Origin of the sequence: Bacillus hominis (assembly GCF_030348325.1) — a bacterium.
In the GTDB taxonomy this organism is placed as follows: Bacteria; Bacillota; Bacilli; order Bacillales; family Bacillaceae_G; genus Bacillus_A; species Bacillus_A hominis.
Genome location: NZ_JAUCFS010000005.1, coordinates 4,642,903 through 4,663,338 on the forward strand (window position 1 = coordinate 4,642,903; position 20,436 = coordinate 4,663,338).

The window sequence follows — 20,436 nt, forward strand, 5'->3', positions numbered from 1 at the left end:
GATTTCCCTCCGACTACTAGTTAGGATTGACAAAACCCATTCAAAAGCTTAACACATTTGCTTCTAAAACGAAAGAAGAGAGAGAGGGAACAAACCCTCTCCCTCGTTTTGTCATTGATTACTTATATACTTAAGAATTAAAGACCTTTAGAAGTCATGTATGCAGCTAGGTCTACTACGCGGTTAGAGTAACCAGTTTCGTTATCGTACCAAGAAAGTACTTTAACCATGTTACCTTCCATTACCATTGTAGATAATGCATCGATTGTAGAAGAAGCTGTGCATCCGTTATAGTCGATAGATACTAATGGCTCTTCGCTGTATCCAAGGATACCTTTTAATTCGCCTTCAGAAGCTGCTTTGAATGCTGCGTTTACATCTTCAACTGTTACTTCTTTGTCAAGTTCAACAACTAAGTCAACAAGAGAAACGTTAGCAGTTGGAACACGTACAGCGCCACCGTTTAATTTACCTTTAAGTTCTGGTAATACTAATGCTACAGCTTTAGCAGCACCAGTAGATGTTGGGATCATGTTTTCAGCTGCTGCACGAGCACGACGTAAATCTTTGTGTGGTAAGTCTAAGATTTGTTGGTCGTTAGTGTAAGAGTGAATTGTTGTCATCATTCCGCGTTTTACGCCGAATTTTTCGTTTAATACTTTAGCGAATGGAGCTAGACAGTTTGTAGTACAAGAAGCGTTAGATACTACGTTGTGGTTAGCTGCATCGTATTGTTCGTGGTTAACACCCATAACTACAGTGATATCTTCGTCAGAAGCTGGAGCTGAGATGATAACTTTCTTAACTGATCCACCTAAGTGTTTCTCAGCGTCTGATTTTTTAGTGAAACGGCCAGTAGATTCTACTACTACTTCTACTCCGTAGTCGCTCCATGGTAATTGAGCTGGGTCACGCTCAGCGATAACTTTAATTTCTTTACCGTTAACAACGATGCTGTTTTCGTTAGCAGATACTTCTGCATTTAAAGTTCCGTGAACTGTGTCATATTTTAAAAGGTGAGCTAATGTTTTAGCATCTGTTAAGTCGTTGATTGCTACTACTTCTACCTCAGAGTTGTTAAGAGCTGCGCGGAATACGTTACGTCCGATACGTCCAAATCCATTAATACCAATTTTAGTCATTTAAATTTCCTCCTTGGGGGATTATATTAAAGGGTAATACCCTTTGTTAATTGTTTTGCTGCACCTTCATCTGTAATTAGAATTGAAGTGTGCCCTTGCTTTATTACAGCCTGTATTGCTTTTGCTTTTGAAGAACCTCCAGCGACTGCGACAACGTGAGATACATGTTGTAAATCTTCAAGTTGCATGCCAACTGTTCTTACTTTATGAACAACATTTCCTTCTTCATTAAAGTAGTAACCGAAAGCTTCACCAACTGCTTCGCTCGCCTGAATCTTTAACCAATCTGCTTCTGAAGTATTTCTGCGACGTGCCATTGTTAACGCATCACCGATTCCATGAATGACGATATTGGAAGATCGAATCAACTCAAGAACTTCTTTCACGGAGGGCTCTGTTACAATAGACGCATATGCTTCGCTACTAACGTGATCTGGAACATACAATAAGCGATAATTACTCATCGTATTTTGTGCCATTTTGGCGCAAATGGTATTGGCTTCTAACTCAACACCTTCTCCAATTCCACCACGTGCTGGGACAAATAGCATATGTAAATCTTTGCAATCAAGTTGCATCATGTCCGCAGCAGCAGCTAGCGTAGTTCCTCCAGCCACAGCAACGATATTATTCGCTGTCAGACGGTCTTTTATACAAGTCACACAAGCACGGCCCATCTCCAGTTTGACCCAAGGTGATTCATCACTATCACCAGGGACAACGAAAACTTCATCCAAGTCTAATGTTTCCTTAAGTTGTTTTTCTAAAACCTTTAACCCGGAAATTTCTTTCATAAAGTCTTCCAAAGCAAGAACTAAAGCTGTTCCTTCTTCTGTCAAAGTCATTCCAGAAGAAGCGACGTGAACTAAGTTTTGTTCTTTCAAAACTTGAATTTCACTTCGCAATACTCGTTCTGTCATACCGAGACTTGCAGATAAGTTTCTTCTTCCAATCGGCTGCATAAGCCTAATGTACTGAAGCACTTGCATTCTCGTTTGCATAACAGGTAGCAGATCAGGTAATAATTTTTTTGTATTCTGAATCCATGAGCGCATATCTTTTCTCCTCACTACATCGGTTCATTTTCCTTCGTGGTCACTTTATGTCCCATAGTGACATTTTGTGTCCCACTTAGATTAAAAAAATAATCCCTGCTACGTGTATTATTGTAACAGGAGATAGAAACTTATTCAACTCTTAACTGAATTGTTTATATAGTTTATTATGACACCTTTGTGAATGTTACCATATCCTACTTGTTTTCCGCCTATTTCTACAACTGGAATCATTAGATGGTATTTCTCTAAAAGGTCATTATCTTCATATATATCTATTTCCTCAATTTGAAAAGAATATTCACATTGCACTTCCTTTAAAACTTGTTTCGCCTTCACGCAAAGACCACAATCTTTTTTTGTATATAGTACAACTTTCATCTTCTTCACCTATCCAATTGTTTTTCTTAGAGACGAAGCAGGAATATGCATTTGCTCTCTATATTTCGCAACCGTTCTGCGAGAAATAACGATTTCATGCTCTTCTTCTAATAATTTTGAAATCTTTTGATCCGAAAGTGGCTTTTTCTTATTTTCCGCTCCAACAAGCGTTTGAATGAATTGTTTCACACGCTTTGTAGAAACCGCCTCATCTTCCGTCGTAGAAATAGAATTACTAAAGAACGATTTCATTTCAAATAAACCGTGCGGCGTTTGCACATATTTATTACGCGTTGCACGACTAATTGTAGATTCATGCACACCTAACTCTTCCGCCACCTCTTTTAAAGCAAGTGGTTTTAAATACTCTGGACCTTTCCAGAAGAAATCACGTTGTTTTTCCATAATAATAGTCATCACTTGCAGGAGTGTTTGTTTTCTCTGTTTCAAACTGCGCATAATCCATTGCACATGCTGATACTTCTCCGATACATATGAAGCAACTTCACTTTCACTATTATTTAGAAGCGCACTATACTCAGAGTGAATTTCAATTCTCGGCATATTTCTCTCATTCATCTGTAAAACGAGACGATCACCGTCTTTTTTCACCGCCATATCAGGCACGATATAAAGTGGTTTATCAGAAGAAAACGCAAGCCCTGGTTTCGGTTGCAATGATGTAATACAGTTCACCGCCGATTGTAGTTCTTCATTACTACACTTCAACACTTGAACGAGCTTTCGCCAATCTTTCTTCACGAAATAATTAAAATGATCATCTATAATTTCTTCCGCTAAACCATTCCTTCTTTGTAAGCGCTTCAATTGGATTGATAGACATTCCTGAATATTACGCGCACCTACCCCTGCTGGCTCTAAAGATTGGACAAGCTCCACGGAACGATCCACTAAATCGATTGGTGCAAAAAGAAGCTCTGATAGCTCTTCATTCGTTTCTTGTAAATAGCCATTCCCATCCATATTCATAATAATGAAAGAAGCTGCTTTCCGCTCTTCTTCATCTATTTTATAATACTGTATTTGATTTAATAAATGTTGCTGAATCGTTGTAGAATCCACACTGTAGATTTCCATTTGATTATCGACTTGTTTGCTGGTACTTTTACTTGTGTTAGAGCTCTTTTTCTTCTCCCTCTCAAAACCACCTAACTCAATAAGGGGATTCTCTAACGATTGCTCATATAAAAACTCCGATAATTCTTGTACATTATACTGGAGCATTGTAATCGCTTGCCTTAACTCTTGTGTCATTGCCAAACGTAAGCTTTGTTCTTGTAAAAGACTTGCCTTCAAACTAATCTCCCCCTTGTTTCTATTGTACAATAAGTTTGGTAAAAGGAGAATCCTATCGCAGACACCCATTCCAAAATATTATTAATTTATATGTATTAATGACATTTACATCTTACAACCGAAAAATGAATAATATTGAAAGAAAATAATAACGCATAAAAATTATCACCATATACTAATAGTAAATCTTATAACCAGATATAACAAGAAAGAAATAAAAAAGGTCCTAACTTACAATTGTAAGTTAGGACCTTTTGACGCGCCCAGAGGGATTCGAACCCCCGGCAGACGTGGTACCGGAAACCACCGCTCTATCCGACTGAGCTATGGGCGCATGATTATAAAATACACTTCATTTTCTTCTCATAATAATAGCAATAAAAACCATTTAAATCAATAAGAACTCTTTGATAGAACATTATATATACGCTTTTTTCTGCATAAAAACGCCCCCTAATCTCTACATTTAGGAGGCAATTCTTAACCGTTTTATTTATCTAGTTTCTCTTTAATCTCTTTTGGAATTTCATTCGACTGTACTTCTTGGTATGTTTCAATATATTCCCCTTTTGTTTTAACCTGCACATACGCTCCCTCTCTTAAGCCATTAGGGGCATAAAACTTAACATCTCTTTCTTCACCTGAAGCGTAATAACCAGTAAGTTTATAGTCTCCAGCTACTTCTCCAATTCTGGTTAGTCGACCAGATTCCTTTGCTTTTACGTATACCCAGTCCTCTTTTACAAGCGGGTTATATCTATCCGTTATCTCATTATGAGAAAAGCTTGCCACACCAATCACTAATATAAAAATTCCAATTAAACCTAATAATAATTTCTTCATTTTTCTCTCCTTAAAATATCCTTTTAACTTGCCTTACTTTCTTTATTCTAGGAGAAAAAGTTTTTTTCCACTATCGCTTATCCTTACATATTCATTACAAAATTGTAATCTACACATGCTACATCCCTAAAATTCCCAATCATAAATTCACCCCAATTCACAAATTATAACTTTTGAATTGATATTCCAAAGGGGGCTTCATTCAATGACTGTAATTACAAAACTAAAGCAAACTGTTTCTGGATTAAAAAGTGCACAAGCTAGCTTAGAGGGATTCGCTCTTGATACGGATAACCAACAAGCAAAGCAACTTTTCCAAACAGCTGCAGAGCAAACACAAACAATTATTGATTCTTTAAACCCACGTGTTGAAGAAGTCCAGCAAGAAGAACCACAATACACACAGCAATAACCAAAAGTACCATTTCATCTAATGGTACACAATTTGAGAAAAAGGATGATATGCAATCATCCTTTTTCTCTCACATTACATAATGCAATAGAAATGGAATGATTATAATGCGAAAACTCGGAATCATAACCGCGTTATTTATGCTCCTATTCGGTTCACTTACCGGATGTGATAATAGCCCGTTAGATAAAAAGATAAAAAAAGAAGATGCAAAACGAACTGAAGAAGACAAGGGCCCTAAGTTAACAAAAATGAGTACAGAATCCTTTAATCAATCTATATCGCAAGAAGCTAAGAAAAAAGCTCTCGCTATGGAGGGAATTATAGAAGCTACCGCAGTTAATACAAATTTAGATCTTTACATAGCCGTCAAGCCTGAACATCACGAAAGATTTGGTTTAAAACCTTTACGAAGTAAATTAAAAAAGAAGCTAAGTGATGAAAACCCTACTTTCGATATTCGTGTAAGTACAGACAAAAAGATCTATATGCTCATAGAAGAACTTGAAAACAAAATTAAGAAAAAGAAAGTAAGTAAAGATGGCATTAAAGATCAATTGAAACTCATTCAATCAGAAATGGGATCTAATATTTAAGCTTTCTAAAAGAGAAGGAAGGATTCAAATGTCTAGTAAAGATAAAAATTTAACACCTGTACAACAAGAATATAAAAAATTTGAACAACAACGCGAACCGAAGCGCCCCGTTTTAAAAAATTGTATAAAAGCTTTTTTCGTCGGGGGATTAATTTGTCTAATAGGCCAACTGATTTCCACCTTTTATATTACTTATTTTGATTTCACTGAACGCTCTGCCGGGAATCCTACAGTTGCAACTCTTATTTTTATTTCTATGCTACTAACGGGATTTGGCGTCTACGATCGACTTGGGCAATTTGCTGGTGCTGGCACCGCAGTTCCCGTTACCGGATTTGGTAACTCTGTTATTGCCGCATGTATTGAACACCGGACAGAGGGGTTTGTTCTCGGTGTTGGTGGCAACATGTTTAAACTAGCAGGATCGGTTATTTTATTTGGCGTATTTTCAGCTTTTGTCATCGCTCTTATTAAAACGATTCTCTTTCAATGGGGAGGGCTGTAAATGTTACAAGGACACCGAACTTGGGTATTCGAAAACAAACCAGTTATCATCTCAACAGGTGTAGTCGGCGGCCCCTTTGAGGCAAAGGGAAAAATCCCTGAAGACTTCGATACCCTTCATGAAGATTTATGGCTCGGACAAGATTCCTATGAAAAAGCACATAAAATTTTGTTTGAAGAAGCTTGTAGCCGTGCTACAGAAAAGGCGAAACTTCGTAAAGACGATATTCAATTCGTACTTGCAGGAGATTTAATTAATCAAATAACTCCAACGAGCTTTGCATGCCGCACACTCGGCACGCCTTATCTCGGTTTATTCGGCGCCTGTTCTACCTCTATGGAAGGCTTAGCTCTCGGCGCCAGTATCGTAAATGCAAAAGGCGCGAAATATTTATTAACTGGCGCCTCAAGCCACAACACTGCCGTAGAAAAACAATTTCGCTATCCAACTGAATATGGGGGCCAAAAACCTCCTACCGCCCAGTGGACAGTGACTGGAGCAGGAGCCGCTATTTTGAGCGATACTGGACATGGCCCTATGGTAACATCTGCAACGATTGGGCGAGTTGTTGATATGGGATTAACTGATCCATTTAATATGGGAGGTGCGATGGCTCCTGCTGCTGTCGATACAATTGAAGCTCATTTAAGAGAAAGGCAGCTTGATGCATCTCACTACGATTTAATCGTAACAGGCGATCTCGGACATGTTGGACGCGAAATTGCTTACGACTTACTACATAAACATGGGACAAAAGTAACAAGTGAACAATTTCAAGATTGCGGACTACTCATTTATAGAGAAGGTCAGCCTGTAATAGCCGGCGGGAGTGGCCCAGGCTGTTCAGCGACAGTCGTGTACGGGCATTTATTAAATAGAATGAAAAAAGGAGAATTCAAAAGGATACTCGTTGTTGCGACAGGTGCTTTACTATCTCCTCTTACATTCCAACAAGAAGAAACAATTCCGTGTATCGCTCACGCTGTTTCGATTGAATTTGGAGGTGCATTGCAATGATTTTTTTCTGGGCTTTCGTCATTGGTGGGCTTATATGTGTAATTGGTCAACTTATGTTTGATGTCGGTAAACTTACTCCTGCCCATACAATGGCAACACTCGTTGTTGCTGGAGCTATATTAGATGGATTCAATCTGTATGAACCATTAATTGATTTCGCTGGAGCTGGGGCAACTGTACCGATTACAAGTTTCGGTAACGCCCTCGTTCACGGCGCGATGGAAGAAGCTGCAAAACATGGAATTGTTGGCGTCATTACCGGCATGTTTAAAGTAACGAGCGCCGGTGTATCAGCAGCTATTATTTTCGGGTTCATTGGCGCATTGCTATTCAAACCGAAAGGATAAGGAGTGTTTGTATGACTGTTATCGCTAGCGTAAAAACTTGTCTTGCTAGTTTAAGGGGCGCTCAAGCAAGCTTAAGCTCTCTTTCGCTAAATTCTACAGACGACGAAGCAAAACGCGTATTTCATGAATGTATGTTAGAAATGGACAGTGTTATCGCTGATTTAAAGGATAGAGTTTCATTATTAGAACGTGAAGAACCTCAATATAAAGGGTTTTAAGTAGACTGGAGGAAACGACTATGTCTCACCTGCCTGAATGGACACTTGTCATTCTTCGCTCTGTATTCATATTAATTATTTTATTCACTATTACAAAATGCTTAGGAAAAAGGCAACTCTCTCAGCTTTCCTTTTTTGAATACATAGCGGGAATGACAATCGGTGATATCGCCGCTCAAATAGCTACAGGGCTTGACCAAAAATTTTTCCATGGTGTCTTTGCAATACTTATTTTCGCTTCGGTACCTTTTTTTGTCGGAATTCTTTCCTTAAAAAACAAAACTGCTAGAGATTTTTTTGAAGGGAAGTCTACAGTTTTAATAAAGGATGGCAAAGTACTTGAGGATAATTTAAAGAAAGAAAAATATACAAGCGACGAGTTACTTGAACTTCTTAGAGGAAATGGTGCATTCAGTATAGCTGAAGTCGAATTTGCCGTTTTAGAACCGAGCGGAGAATTAAATGTATTATTAAAGAAAGATGCTCAACCACTTACTGCAAAAGACCTCGGATTAAAAGTGCCGAATGAGAAAGAACCACAAACTGTTATTATGGATGGAAATGTACTAGATGAACCTCTTTCAGCAAGTGGACATAACCGTGCTTGGTTACATTCAGAATTAGAAAAACTCGGTGTTGTCATCGAAAATGTCTTTCTCGCTCAAGTTGACTCATACGGACAACTTACTATCGACATTTATAATGACAAACTTCAAATGCCTTCTCCTCAAAACAAACCTTTACTATTGGCATCTTTAAAAAAATGCCATGCTGATCTTGAGCTATTTTCTTTAGAAACAAAATCGAAATCAGCAAGTGAAATGTATAGTAAAAACGCGAAACAAGTCGAAACAATTTTAAATAAAGTAACCTATCTTTTAAAAGAATAAATACCGAAAGAACGCTTCAGTAAAAAGGCGTTCTTTTGCCTTTTCTACACCTTTAATCACGTTTAAATTTATGTAATTCGGTTATGATGTTGAAGATACATAAGCAGGGAATTTTAAAAACATAGCGAATAAATCATGATACAACTACATATTTTTTGATTTAAAGTGGTTTCGTTTGACCTTCATTGACCATAATTGTATTATAAGACTAAGAAAGCTTTTAAAGGAGGAAATAACAGATGAATTTAATTCCTACAGTAATTGAACAAACAAATCGTGGAGAACGCGCTTACGATATTTACTCTCGACTATTAAAAGACCGCATCATTATGCTTGGTAGCGCAATTGATGACAACGTAGCAAACTCAATCGTTTCCCAGCTTTTATTCTTGGAATCTCAAGATCCAGAAAAAGATATTCACATCTATATCAACAGCCCTGGTGGTTCTATCACAGCTGGTATGGCAATTTACGATACAATGCAGTTTATTAAACCACAAGTATCAACAATCTGTATCGGTATGGCTGCATCTATGGGTGCATTCTTACTTGCAGCAGGTGAAAAAGGAAAACGTTACGCACTTCCAAACAGTGAAGTAATGATTCACCAACCACTCGGCGGTGCACAAGGTCAAGCGACTGAAATCGAAATCGCTGCAAAACGTATCCTATTCTTACGTGAAAAATTAAACCAAATTCTTGCTGACCGCACAGGTCAACCACTTGAAGTTCTACAACGCGACACAGACCGCGACAACTTCATGACAGCAGAAAGAGCTCTAGAATACGGCTTAATCGATAAGATCTTTACAAATCGTTAATAACTACTAAAAGCGGAAGCGGCTCGTTCAGAATCGCAGGGCGTTGGAGCCCTGGTTCCGAGGCGCTTTTTGCCTCGAATGAAGGGGCGAAACGACCGGAGATTCTAGCCGCTGGAGCTAGATATAACAAAAAGCAGAAGCGCCCTATTACAGGGCGCTTCTTTATTATCATGTACTTCCATCAATTAAACTCAACCCACAAACAAACAACAAAATAAAGAAAAGCTATCGCACATTCGCGATAGCCTTTTATTGTACATATGCAGCTAATGCTTCCAAAGCCTCTTCTGCATCTGAACCTTCTGTTGTGATTGTAATCATGCTACCAGTTCCGATTGCTAAGCTCATAATCCCCATTATGCTCTTTGCATTAACTGCCTTTCCATCTTTCTCAATGAAAATATCAGAATGAAAACGATTTGCTTCTTGTACAAACAACGCAGCCGGACGTGCTTGTAAGCCGTTTTTTAATGCAACTTTAACCAATTTTTGAACCACAGCTCCATTTCCCCTTTAACCTCTTATTTTTTTGCTACTGTTTCCCCCGCGCGTAATTTCTCTGCAATTTCATCGATTTTACGCAAACGATGATTAATACCCGATTTACTAATTTTCCCCCCGGATACCATCTCACCTAACTCTTTCAATGTTACATCTTGATAATCTCTTCGTAACTGTGCAATTTCTCTTAATTTATCTGGCAAAATATCAAGCCCAACCGTCTCATCAATATAGCGGATGTTCTCAATTTGCCTTAGCGCTGCACCAATTGTTTTATTTAAATTAGCTGTTTCGCAGTTAACTAAACGATTTACTGAATTACGCATATCGCGAACAATTCGAATATCTTCAAATCTTAAAAGTGCATTATGAGCACCTATAATATTTAAAAACTCTGTAATTTTCTCAGCTTCTTTCAAATACGTAATGTACCCTTTTCTTCTTTCCAACGTCTTACTATTTAAATCAAATCCGTTCATCAGTTCACATATAGAATCATTATGTTCCTTATATAACGAAAAGATCTCTAAATGATAAGATGATGTTTCTGGGTTATTTACTGAACCACCTGCTAAAAATGCACCGCGTAAATACGATCGTTTACAACATTTCTTCTCGATTAATTCCTGCGATATATTTCGAATAAACGAAAAGTCATCTCGAACAATGTGAAGATCTGCTAATATTTCGCGAGACTTCTCAACAAGCCGCACGATATATACATTATTTTTCTTCAATCGCATTTTTTTACGAACAAGTAATTCTACCGTCACATCATATCCTTTTTTCAAAAGCGTATAAATCCTTCTTGCAATTGCTGCATTTTCCGTTTGAATATCGATAGATAGGCGACGGTTTGAAAAAGAAAGCGATCCGTTCATTCGAAGCAACGCCGATAACTCGGATTTCTCACAGCATTCCTTCATTTCAAGGTTGGTCAACTCTTTCTTTGTTTCTGATGCAAATGACACAGTCAACACCTCCTTATACTATTACTTGGAACAAAAATCTTGTCCTATATGAATGAGGAGCGTTACCTCAAACGAGGCAACGCACATTTATAACAATGAATATAAAATAGAAGCTAACTTTAATGTATCATGTCTTACAACACGATCATCATATTTCGCTAATTGATCTTGAATGATTTCGATATTATGTTCAGCAAAACGATCTATATCCAGTGCAACTGGTTCCGACATTTCTTCCTCATATAAATTACGTAATTCACGAGGAATATCACGATTATTTACAATCGCAGTGTCGATAAATGGTTTACCTAAATGATCATGTAACGCCTGCACATGATCAAACGCAGTATAACCCTTCGTTTCGCCCGCTTGCGTCATAACATTACATACATATACCTTCTTCGCTTTTGCAGCAAGAACAGCGTCTCCAATTTTGTTAACAACTAAATTCGGTAATATACTTGTGTACAGACTTCCTGGACCGAAAACAAGCAAATCAGCTCGTTTAATTTCCGTCAACGTTTCACATAACGGTTCTACATCTTCTGGAGTTAAAAAGACACGATTAATCTTCTTCCCGAAATAAGGAATCTTTGATTCACCTGTTACAATTTCTCCATCTTCTAATTCTGCATGAAGTACCGCACTTTGATTCGCTGCTGGCAATACACGTCCTCTGACATTTAATACTTTACTCGTTTCCGTAATCGCGTGGTAAAAGTCTCCTGTAATCGAAGTCATACCTGCCAATAGTAAATTTCCTAACGCATGCCCTTTCAGTCCGTCTCCAGTTGTAAAACGGTGCTGAAATAAAGCTTCCACTAATGGTTCTACATCCGATAACGCAACAAGTACGTTACGAATATCACCTGGAGGTGGAATTTCTAGCTCATCACGCAGTCTACCTGAACTGCCTCCATCGTCGGCTACTGTTACAACTGCTGTAATATCAACAGGATATTGTTTTAATCCTCTTAATAAAACAGAAAGTCCAGTTCCACCTCCCATGATAACAATTTTAGGTTTTCTCTCTTTTTTCATCCCTTAATGGCCCTTTCTCTTCTCCACATCACGATGAGATACATGAACGCTATACTCTGGTTTCAAATGTTTCCCAAGGTACTCTGTAAGCGTAACAGAACGATGTTGCCCACCTGTACATCCAATCGCAATTACAAGTTGACTCTTACCTTCTCTTTTATAATGAGGCAGCATGAAAGTAATAAGATCCGTCAATTTCTCTAAAAACTTATGTGTTTCATTAAATTTCAACACATACGACGAAACTTCTTCATCCAGTCCTGTTAATGGCTTCATATGTGGAATATAATATGGATTTGGTAAAAAACGAACATCAAATACTAAATCAGCATCGATTGGGATTCCGTACTTAAATCCAAATGACATAACATTTACACGGAATGCTTGCTCAGTTTCTGTTGAGAACAAGTGAACAATTTTCTCTCGTAATTCTTTCGGTTTCAAATCAGATGTATCAAGCACAATATTCGCTCGCGCCTTCATATCAGTTAATAGACCACGCTCAGCTTCGATTCCCTTTAACGGCAAACCAGTTGGCGCAAGTGGATGCGAACGTCTCGTTTCTTTATAACGAGTTACAAGTGTGCTATCTTTCGCATCTAAAAATAAAATATGAGGAATAATCCATGTACGTTCTGATAAATCATCAAGTGCTCCCCATAAATATTCAAAAAACTCTCGGCCACGTAAATCAATACCGAGTGCTACTTTATTCATTTTACCTTTTGAATCTGCCATAAGTTCAATAAACTTCGGCAATAACATCGGTGGTAAATTATCTACACAAAAATATCCTAAATCTTCAAAACTTTGTAACGCTACCGTTTTTCCAGCTCCAGACATCCCTGTAATAATTACCATTTTTATATCATTATTCTCTGTCATCGTATCCTCTCCTTGCAGGTTTAACTCGGATCTAATCGATATGAAAGCAACTCAAAATCTGGGGTATATACAAATGTACCGTAGATTATACCATTCCCTTTAATTAAATAATCAATAATGTGATAATCTCCTGGTGCCATTGCTAAATCATCAATTTTATCAAATGTATGCCAACCAATGATGCCTTCTTCGCTCTCTAATTTGTTTTCTCCTGCAAAATCTGTTGCTAAAAAGGAGAACATCATCCATTCAGAAACAACTTTATCACCTTCTTGGATGACAAAAGTGAAGACCCCTTTTAATGCTGGATTCTTTAAATAAATACCTGTTTCTTCACGATACTCGCGAACAACGGTATCTCTTACTGTCTCACCACGCTCCATTTTCCCGCCCGGTGCAACCCACCAATTTCGGCGAGGTTTTTGGAGTAAGAGTACTTCATTATCTCTAATTAACACACAGTTTGTCACTCTTTGCATGTTTCTTCACCTCAGCTACTTGCAGCAAAATTTTTCACTGCATACTCATTTCATTATACTATCAAAAACAGTTTGCTACAACGAAGGTGCCAGTCCCCTTTTGCTAAGCAATTGTAAAAAATCTTTCTATAACAAGCAATCAAAACACCTTACTTCCCATGAACAGTACATAAAAATCCCCTTAACGATTTTTATCGTTAAGGGGATTAAAACACTTATTTCTTACCGAAATAAGTAACAATCGCAAATCCTAAAATAAAAGTAATAATTGAACTTATAATTGAAATACCACCAGTCGGAATGCCAGGGAACACAATGACAATCGACCCGATAACGAGCCCAATAATTGCCGCAAATGTCATACTTTTATAACGATCTAACAAATAACTAATTCCTTTACTACTTACAACAAATCCGGCCATAACGCCGGCACCGATAACCACGATTAACGGCAAATTGAGTGTAGTTAAAGCGTTAATTGCTGTTGGATACACACCAATAATTAATAAAATAAACGATCCACTAATTCCAGGAAGAAGCATAGCCATACTAGCCATCCATCCTGCGAAAAATAAACCAATTGCATTTAAAATTGTTAACGTCGTAATTGGATCCGCTGCCTTATCTGGTTTAAAGAATGCTGTTATTGCAACAAGAATTGCTGCAATTATTAATAAGGCAATATGACTACCTTTAAACGTTGCCTTTGCATCAGCTTCTCTCATTAACATCGGTAATATACTAATAATTAAACCGAGGAAGAAAAATTGAGTCGGTTCATAATGATTTGCTAATAAATATTTAATAACGTGACTTAACGTTAGAAAAGCTGCCGCTACACCAGCTGCAAGTGGGATTAAAAACGCTAAATGTTTTTTCCATTCACGACTAAAGAATCCGCTAATTGCTGCGAGCAATTGTTCATAAATCCCTAACACAACAGCGATTGTTCCGCCGCTCACACCAGGAATTAAATCACTAACGCCCATACAAAATCCACGATATATATTACGCCATTCCATACTGAATAAATTCCTCATTTCTTATAGTGATTTTTTCCATAAATTCTAGTATAACAATAAGAAAGATTATATTCTTAATTTTTTTTGACAAAAGTTTGACATTTGAACAAAAAAAAGAAAGCCACCTATCGGTAGCTTTCTTCTCAAAAGGAAAAATACCCTTATTTTTCTGTTACAGTCTTTAGTTCCTCTACTAACTCTTCTATATAATGCTGTGCACTCTGCGCTGCAATACTACCATCGCCTGTTGCAGTTACAATTTGACGAAGCATTTTTTCACGAACATCACCAGCTGCGAAAATACCAGAAACTTTCGTTTCCATACGCTCGTTCGTTTCAACATAACCATTTTCATTTGTAATACCTAACTCAACAAACGGTTTTGATAGTGGTAGCATACCGATGTATACGAAAACACCGTCAGTTTTCACTTCTTGTTCTTCTCCACTGTTTACATCTACAAGCGTTACGCTTCCTACTTTACCATTTGCATCGTTAATTTCTTTTATTGTGTGATTCCAAATGAAATCTACTTTCTCATTTTGGAAAGCACGATCTTGTAAAATTTTCTGTGCACGAAGCGTGTCACGACGGTGAACGATTGTTACTTTTGATGCGAATCGTGTTAAGAACACACCCTCTTCAACAGCAGAATCTCCGCCGCCAATAACAACAAGTTCTTTCCCTTTAAAGAATGCACCATCACATACTGCACAATATGATACACCGCGGCCGCCAAGTTCTGTTTCACCTGGCACACCAATTTTTTTATACTCTGCACCGCTTGCAACGATAATTGCACGTGCTTTATATTCTTTTTTACCAGCAATAATTGTTTTGTACTCTTTACCATCAATGATTTCTTTCACATCACCGTATGCATATTCAGCACCAAATTTCTTCGCATGCTCAAACATTTTATTTGATAAGTCTGGTCCTAAAATAGACTCATAACCTGGATAGTTCTCTACATCTTCTGTATTTGCCATTTGTCCACCTGGAATACCACGCTCAAGCATCAATGTGCTTAAATTCGCACGAGATGTATATACCGCAGCTGTCATACCAGCTGGTCCTGCACCAATAATAATGACATCATAAATTTTTTCTTCTGACACACTATTCACTCCCATTCATTCATACACATTAAGTTACCCTCATTATACTGTTAGCATCATTTTTTTCCCAATGATTTGCCTACCCTACGTGTGCGTGCGTTTAACAGCCTGCACATACTTTCGTACAGTCGCTACAGATACATTATATACATCACCAAGCTCTGCCTGTGTCATCTTATTTCTTTGTTCACCGCGCACAATATATTCAATTGCCGCTGACCAGCCGTACACATTTGTAAAGGTCGCTCCAGATGTATATAAACGTATGAACGTACAAAACCAAAAGTTTAAACACTCTTCGATTAATTCATCGTCTTTTTTCGTATAATTGTATAACGCGTCCGCAATTCGCACGCACTGTTCGAATTGCTGTAAATCAGCTGGAATGCTTTTATGACTATTAAGTAAAAAGAAATATTTTGCAAGTTGTGATACGATTGGAACACCATTTTTCGCTTGCGTTATATCAAAGAAAAAACCAACCTTCTCTGGTGTTGACAATTCATTCATTAAATATAAAGCTAGCATTTGCTCTTCTAGCGTCGCGCTTTGCTGAAATGATTTTCGTAATTCTTCAAATAAAAGGTTTTGTCCTTCATCTGCTAAATTAAGTGCATTCCACGGTTCTTTTCCTTTTTTATCAGGATGCAATTCTACAACATGTTGCCACATTTTTTCAGCTACTTGCTGTTCCTTCACCATATACGCAGAGTATGCAAACCAGTAATAAAAACTAACGTCTCCTTCGTATCCTTGACGCTTTAATACTTTGAACCATTTATATGCAGTTTCAAAATGACCAATTGTTGCAAGCGTTGTCCCAAGTTTCAAACGATGCTCAAATGAAATTGGATATACCGAAACTAACTGCCCTGCTAATAACTCTACTTGCTTATGCTCTCCAATTGAATATAGAAAAATAAGCGTATTACAAAGCGCATGCATATTACCAGGATTTTTCTCTAAAATCATTTCTGTTAACTTGAGCGCTTGATCTACATTACCTGATTGAAAATGCGCAATCGCTAAATTATTATGACCCGACCAAAATTCTGGATATTCTTTCGTAACAACTTCTAGTGTAGCAATCGCCTCTTCTAATTGTCCGTTACGAATGTAGCGGTTCGCTTCTTCCTGCATAACAATTAGCTCATCTTCATCCTCAATCTCTTCCGCACCCATTGCTTCTTCTTCCATAATCTCAAGCAATTCTAATGTATCTTCTACGAATTCCTTCTCTTCCGCAACTTCTAAATATTGCTCTGCATACTTCTTCGCCTGTTGAAACAAGCCCATATATGCATAATTATTTGCAATAAAATAATAGCATTGCTCAAGTTCAGGATTGGATCTAACAAGCTTTAGAAATATCTGATTCGACTCTTGATATTCACCAGATTCAGATAATGCTATTGCTAGTTGGCATAAAATAAACGGCTCCTTCTCGCTTTGTGCCGCTCTTCGAAAATATTTAATTGCATCTTGCAATTTTTGCCCTTTATAAGCCCTCATCCCTTTTTTATAAAAGAAGTCCGCTAATTGATTAAAAGAGATAACTTGTCCGTTCTCCTTATATATTCTTTGATTTTTCCCCATATATCCTCCAGTTTTTTGTTTTCTTCGTTCACACATTCTTCTATCTATAAGTATAAACGATTCCGTAAAAAACAAAACAGTATATTGTAATCAATTATTTCCTTTTTATTCATAAAAAGAGAAGGGAAATGTTACATTTTTAACATCAACCTTCTCTAGTGGCCATTTCCTCTTTCGTATAAATAATACGCATCGGATTTCCGCCTACGAAAGCGCCGCCTGGTACATCTTTATGGACAAGTGTGCCAGCAGAAACGATAGCACCATCTCCAATCGTCACACCTGGTAAAACTGTCGTATTCGCTCCAATCATAACTTCATTCCCTATAATGATTTCTCCGAGTCGATACTCACGAATTAAATATTCATGCGCTAAAAGCGTTGTATTATAGCCGATAATTGAATTGTCTCCCACAGTAATCTTTTCTGGAAACATAATGTCCGGCATTACCATAATTGCAAACGACGTTTTCTTTCCTACTTCCATCCGTAAAAACGTGCGATATAACCAATTCTTTACGGATAAAAATGGCGTGTAACGTGCGATTTGGATGATAATAAAGTTTTTCATTACCTTCCAAAAAGAAACCGTTTTATACACATTCCACAATGAATTTTCTCCTGAAACAGGATAGCGCGTTGTCCGTCGCACTTAGCTCTCACCTCTACTTAAATAAAGTGAAACTTTATGAGCGGTTAATACCGGACAAAATCGGTAGTAAATCACTCATCTTATCTAGCATAAAGTCTGGCTTGTAAGCTTCTAAATACGCTCTACCTTTCAATGTCCATGAAACCGCTACTGTTTTCGTACCTGCATTTTGTCCACCGACGATATCATGATGATTATCACCAACCATCAATGTTTCTTCTGGATTTGCATCTAATAATTCGAGCGCTTTTTGAAGTGGTTCTGGATGTGGTTTCACATGTTCCACATCATCAATTGTCACGACAACATCAAAAAACTGATCAAGTTTCGAAAGCTTTAATCCCATTTCAACCGTCTTTCTTGCTTTCGTTGTAACAATGCCAACCTTATAGCCTTGCTTCTTCAATTCTTGAACTGTTTCATATACAGTTTCATATTCTTCCACTAATTCATCATGATGCTCATGATTAAATTGACGATAACATGTAATCATCTCTTCAACCTTGCTTGCATCAATATTACTAAAAGTATCGTGCAAAGATGGACCGATAAATGGCAATACATCTTCACGCTTATACTGATTTGGATAATATGTATGTAACGTATGTAAAAAAGAAGAGATAATAAGTTCGTTTGTATTAATTAACGTTCCATCTAAATCAAATAACACTGTATTTATTTTCATCGTCCTTGATCCTTTCATTACCTGAATATGAAAGAAGCAGCATCTTATATAAGATGCTACTTTTCTCTAATTTTCTAAATATCTTTTATCAGCTTGCCCCATTTTTCGTCTCACAATAATGAAAATGATAGAAATAACAACAATTCCAATAGACATTACTTGTGCAATACGAAGTGGTCCTAACATTAAACTATCTGTACGCAAACCTTCTACGAAGAAGCGTCCCACTGAATACCAAATTAAATATGTGAAGAATAATTCACCACGTCGTAAATTCACTTTTCGTAACGCGAGTAGTAAAATAACACCTGCAAAGTTCCATAATGATTCATATAAAAACGTTGGGTGATAATACACACCATCAATGTACATTTGATTAATAATGAAATCCGGTAAATGAAGACCTTCTAAAAACTGTCTCGTTACTTCATCACCATGCGCCTCTTGGTTCATAAAGTTTCCCCATCGGCCAATTGCTTGTCCTAGTAAAATACTCGGCGCAGCAATATCCGCTAACTTCCAGAATGAAAGCCCGCGTCGTTTCGCAAAAAGGATTCCTGTAATAACAGCCCCGATTAAACCACCATGAATCGCCAAACCACCTTGACGAATATTAATAATTTGACTCGGATTTTGCGAATAATATTCCCATTCAAAAATAACATAATACATTCTCGCAAAAAGAATGGCAATTGGTACTGCGATTAATACAAGGTCGATAAATGTATCTTTGTGAATACCAAGCCTTTCTCCCTCGCGAGTTGCTAGCCAAAGACCTAATAGCACACCTGTACCGATAATAACCCCATACCAATAAACAGGGAACGGTCCGAGTTGGATTGCTATACGGTCAAGCTGTGGTACAGAACCTAACAGCATATGTATGACCTCCCTCTTTAGAGTCTACTCTTGATTTCCTAACTCAATCGCACTCATTAATCGTTCAGAGAACTGCTGTGCCGCATTGACTCCCATACGTTTTAATCTGAAGTTCATCGCTGCTACTTCAATAATAACAGCCAAGTTTCGACCAGGACGAACTGGAAGTGTAATCTTCGTAAGTTCTGTATCAATAATCTTCATCTTCTCTTCATCAAGACCTAAGCGATCATAATTTTTCTTTTGATCCCAAATTTCAAGATTAATAACAAGCGTAATACGTTTATAATTTCGTACTGCCCCTGCACCGAATAACGTCATTACGTTAATGATACCTAGACCACGAATTTCTAATAAGTGCTCAATTAAATCAGGTGAGCTTCCTACTAATGTGTCTTCATCTTCTTGACGAATTTCTACGCTATCATCCGCAACAAGGCGGTGACCACGCTTTACAAGTTCAAGCGCTGTCTCACTTTTCCCGACACCACTTTGACCTGTAATTAAAACACCAACGCCATAAATATCTACTAACACACCATGAACAGCTGTTGTTGGCGCTAGCTTACCTTCTAAATAGTTTGTTAAACGACTTGATAATCTCGTCGTCGTTTGAGAAGAACGTAATAAAGGCACGCCTGATTCACGTGATGCTTGTAATAACTCATCCGGCACATCTTGATTACGAGTTACAATAATACAAGGTGTCTCTTCCGTACAAAGCGCTTTCATTCTCTCTTGCTTTTGCTCTGTCGTTAACGTATCAAAGAATGTAAGCTCCGTTTTTCCAAGAAGCTGCACGCGATCAGCTGGATAATATGTAAAAAATCCTGCCATTTCAATTCCAGGTCGTGATAAATCACTCGTATCAATCGGACGATGAATCCCTTCTTCACCACTTACTAACTCCAATTGAAATTGTTCAATTAAATCTTTTGTCCTTACTTTCGGCATATGTATAAACCTCCACTCCGCTGCGGGTTCAGTCTCATTTGATGTAAAATTCCATTCTACCGGATATTGTACCATTTTTTTCTGGAAACAAGAAACACGGTTTCTAATA

25 protein-coding genes and 1 tRNA gene are annotated in these 20,436 nt (G+C 37.6%); 8 read left to right on the forward strand and 18 right to left on the reverse strand.

What is annotated here, in order from left to right; all coding sequences use genetic code 11:
* Positions 1-137: 137 nt before the first annotated feature.
* From gap to QUF93_RS26865, 6 genes are all read right to left on the reverse strand, one after another.
* Positions 138-1,142 (reverse strand): type I glyceraldehyde-3-phosphate dehydrogenase, encoded by a 1,005-nt coding sequence (gene gap, locus QUF93_RS26840; protein WP_002016071.1) that lies wholly within the window; start codon positions 1,140-1,142, stop codon positions 138-140.
* 26 nt (positions 1,143-1,168) lie between these two features.
* Positions 1,169-2,197 (reverse strand): gapA transcriptional regulator CggR, encoded by a 1,029-nt coding sequence (gene cggR / locus QUF93_RS26845; RefSeq protein ID WP_002124083.1) that lies wholly within the window; start codon positions 2,195-2,197, stop codon positions 1,169-1,171.
* Positions 2,198-2,332: 135 nt separating this feature from the next.
* Positions 2,333-2,578, reverse strand: a complete 246-nt coding sequence (locus tag QUF93_RS26850; protein ID WP_002124079.1) for a glutaredoxin family protein — start codon at positions 2,576-2,578, stop codon at positions 2,333-2,335.
* Positions 2,579-2,587: 9 nt separating this feature from the next.
* Complete coding sequence (gene rpoN, locus QUF93_RS26855; protein ID WP_289360736.1) at positions 2,588-3,895, reverse strand: RNA polymerase factor sigma-54; 1,308 nt, start codon at positions 3,893-3,895, stop codon at positions 2,588-2,590.
* A 258-nt stretch (positions 3,896-4,153) separates the two neighbouring features.
* Positions 4,154-4,229 (reverse strand) — tRNA-Arg (locus tag QUF93_RS26860).
* Positions 4,230-4,384: 155 nt separating this feature from the next.
* Positions 4,385-4,738, reverse strand: coding sequence for a YxeA family protein (locus QUF93_RS26865; RefSeq protein WP_289360737.1), 354 nt, complete (start codon positions 4,736-4,738; stop codon positions 4,385-4,387).
* Positions 4,739-4,943: 205 nt separating this feature from the next.
* Between QUF93_RS26865 and QUF93_RS26870 the strand changes: the two genes are divergently transcribed.
* The 8 genes from QUF93_RS26870 (at position 4,944) to clpP (ending at position 9,544) form a co-directional block, all read left to right on the forward strand.
* The gene (locus QUF93_RS26870) at positions 4,944-5,150 is read left to right on the forward strand and encodes a DUF1657 domain-containing protein (protein WP_002124076.1); all 207 of its coding nucleotides are present in this window, start codon (positions 4,944-4,946) and stop codon (positions 5,148-5,150) included.
* Between the two features lie 107 nt (positions 5,151-5,257).
* Positions 5,258-5,746 carry a YhcN/YlaJ family sporulation lipoprotein gene (locus tag QUF93_RS26875; protein ID WP_002124075.1) on the forward strand — a complete coding sequence of 163 codons (489 nt, stop codon included), beginning with the start codon at positions 5,258-5,260 and terminating at the stop codon, positions 5,744-5,746.
* A gap of 28 nt (positions 5,747-5,774) precedes the next feature.
* Entirely contained in the window at positions 5,775-6,251 is a 477-nt protein-coding gene (spoVAC, locus tag QUF93_RS26880) for a stage V sporulation protein AC (protein WP_002034730.1), read from the forward strand.
* Entirely contained in the window at positions 6,252-7,268 is a 1,017-nt protein-coding gene (gene spoVAD / locus QUF93_RS26885; RefSeq protein ID WP_289360738.1) for a stage V sporulation protein AD, read from the forward strand. It abuts the gene before it with no gap.
* Positions 7,265-7,615: a stage V sporulation protein AE gene (gene spoVAE / locus QUF93_RS26890; protein ID WP_000575919.1), complete on the forward strand. Its 351-nt coding sequence runs from the start codon at positions 7,265-7,267 to the stop codon at positions 7,613-7,615. The genes spoVAD and spoVAE overlap by 4 nt, the downstream gene beginning before the upstream one ends.
* Positions 7,616-7,626: 11 nt before the next feature.
* Positions 7,627-7,833 carry a DUF1657 domain-containing protein gene (locus QUF93_RS26895; protein ID WP_000215896.1) on the forward strand — a complete coding sequence of 69 codons (207 nt, stop codon included), beginning with the start codon at positions 7,627-7,629 and terminating at the stop codon, positions 7,831-7,833.
* Between the two features lie 20 nt (positions 7,834-7,853).
* Positions 7,854-8,723, forward strand: coding sequence for a DUF421 domain-containing protein (locus QUF93_RS26900; RefSeq protein ID WP_289360739.1), 870 nt, complete (start codon positions 7,854-7,856; stop codon positions 8,721-8,723).
* A 239-nt stretch (positions 8,724-8,962) separates the two neighbouring features.
* The gene (gene clpP / locus QUF93_RS26905; RefSeq protein WP_001049163.1) at positions 8,963-9,544 is read left to right on the forward strand and encodes an ATP-dependent Clp endopeptidase proteolytic subunit ClpP; all 582 of its coding nucleotides are present in this window, start codon (positions 8,963-8,965) and stop codon (positions 9,542-9,544) included.
* Positions 9,545-9,793: 249 nt separating this feature from the next.
* On the opposite strand, the gene QUF93_RS26910 is transcribed toward clpP, so the two are convergent.
* The 12 genes from QUF93_RS26910 to hprK all read right to left on the reverse strand — a co-directional run bounded on the left by QUF93_RS26910 (position 9,794) and on the right by hprK (position 20,327).
* Positions 9,794-10,042 (reverse strand): HPr family phosphocarrier protein, encoded by a 249-nt coding sequence (locus QUF93_RS26910; protein WP_289360740.1) that lies wholly within the window; start codon positions 10,040-10,042, stop codon positions 9,794-9,796.
* A gap of 23 nt (positions 10,043-10,065) precedes the next feature.
* On the reverse strand, positions 10,066-11,016 hold the full coding sequence (gene whiA / locus QUF93_RS26915; protein ID WP_002016082.1) for a DNA-binding protein WhiA: 951 nt from the start codon (positions 11,014-11,016) through the stop codon (positions 10,066-10,068).
* A gap of 87 nt (positions 11,017-11,103) precedes the next feature.
* Entirely contained in the window at positions 11,104-12,057 is a 954-nt protein-coding gene (locus QUF93_RS26920) for a gluconeogenesis morphogenetic factor MgfK (RefSeq protein ID WP_289360741.1), read from the reverse strand.
* 3 nt (positions 12,058-12,060) lie between these two features.
* On the reverse strand, positions 12,061-12,942 hold the full coding sequence (gene rapZ / locus QUF93_RS26925) for an RNase adapter RapZ (RefSeq protein WP_002016084.1): 882 nt from the start codon (positions 12,940-12,942) through the stop codon (positions 12,061-12,063).
* Positions 12,943-12,962: 20 nt separating this feature from the next.
* The gene (locus tag QUF93_RS26930) at positions 12,963-13,421 is read right to left on the reverse strand and encodes an NUDIX hydrolase (protein ID WP_002124062.1); all 459 of its coding nucleotides are present in this window, start codon (positions 13,419-13,421) and stop codon (positions 12,963-12,965) included.
* Between the two features lie 215 nt (positions 13,422-13,636).
* Complete coding sequence (locus QUF93_RS26935) at positions 13,637-14,443, reverse strand: DUF368 domain-containing protein (protein ID WP_289360742.1); 807 nt, start codon at positions 14,441-14,443, stop codon at positions 13,637-13,639.
* Positions 14,444-14,604: 161 nt separating this feature from the next.
* A complete protein-coding gene (gene trxB / locus QUF93_RS26940; RefSeq protein ID WP_289360743.1) occupies positions 14,605-15,561 on the reverse strand; it encodes a thioredoxin-disulfide reductase in 957 nt (318 codons plus the stop codon).
* A gap of 84 nt (positions 15,562-15,645) precedes the next feature.
* Positions 15,646-17,157 carry a tetratricopeptide repeat protein gene (locus QUF93_RS26945; RefSeq protein WP_088060488.1) on the reverse strand — a complete coding sequence of 504 codons (1,512 nt, stop codon included), beginning with the start codon at positions 17,155-17,157 and terminating at the stop codon, positions 15,646-15,648.
* A gap of 145 nt (positions 17,158-17,302) precedes the next feature.
* Positions 17,303-17,809, reverse strand: a complete 507-nt coding sequence (locus tag QUF93_RS26950; RefSeq protein ID WP_289375874.1) for an acyltransferase — start codon at positions 17,807-17,809, stop codon at positions 17,303-17,305.
* Between the two features lie 34 nt (positions 17,810-17,843).
* Complete coding sequence (ppaX, locus tag QUF93_RS26955) at positions 17,844-18,494, reverse strand: pyrophosphatase PpaX (RefSeq protein WP_212934996.1); 651 nt, start codon at positions 18,492-18,494, stop codon at positions 17,844-17,846.
* A 66-nt stretch (positions 18,495-18,560) separates the two neighbouring features.
* Positions 18,561-19,373 (reverse strand): prolipoprotein diacylglyceryl transferase, encoded by an 813-nt coding sequence (gene lgt / locus QUF93_RS26960; RefSeq protein WP_002124049.1) that lies wholly within the window; start codon positions 19,371-19,373, stop codon positions 18,561-18,563.
* Positions 19,374-19,397: 24 nt separating this feature from the next.
* Positions 19,398-20,327 (reverse strand): HPr(Ser) kinase/phosphatase, encoded by a 930-nt coding sequence (gene hprK / locus QUF93_RS26965; protein WP_001127254.1) that lies wholly within the window; start codon positions 20,325-20,327, stop codon positions 19,398-19,400.
* Between the last annotated feature and the right edge of the window lie 109 nt (positions 20,328-20,436).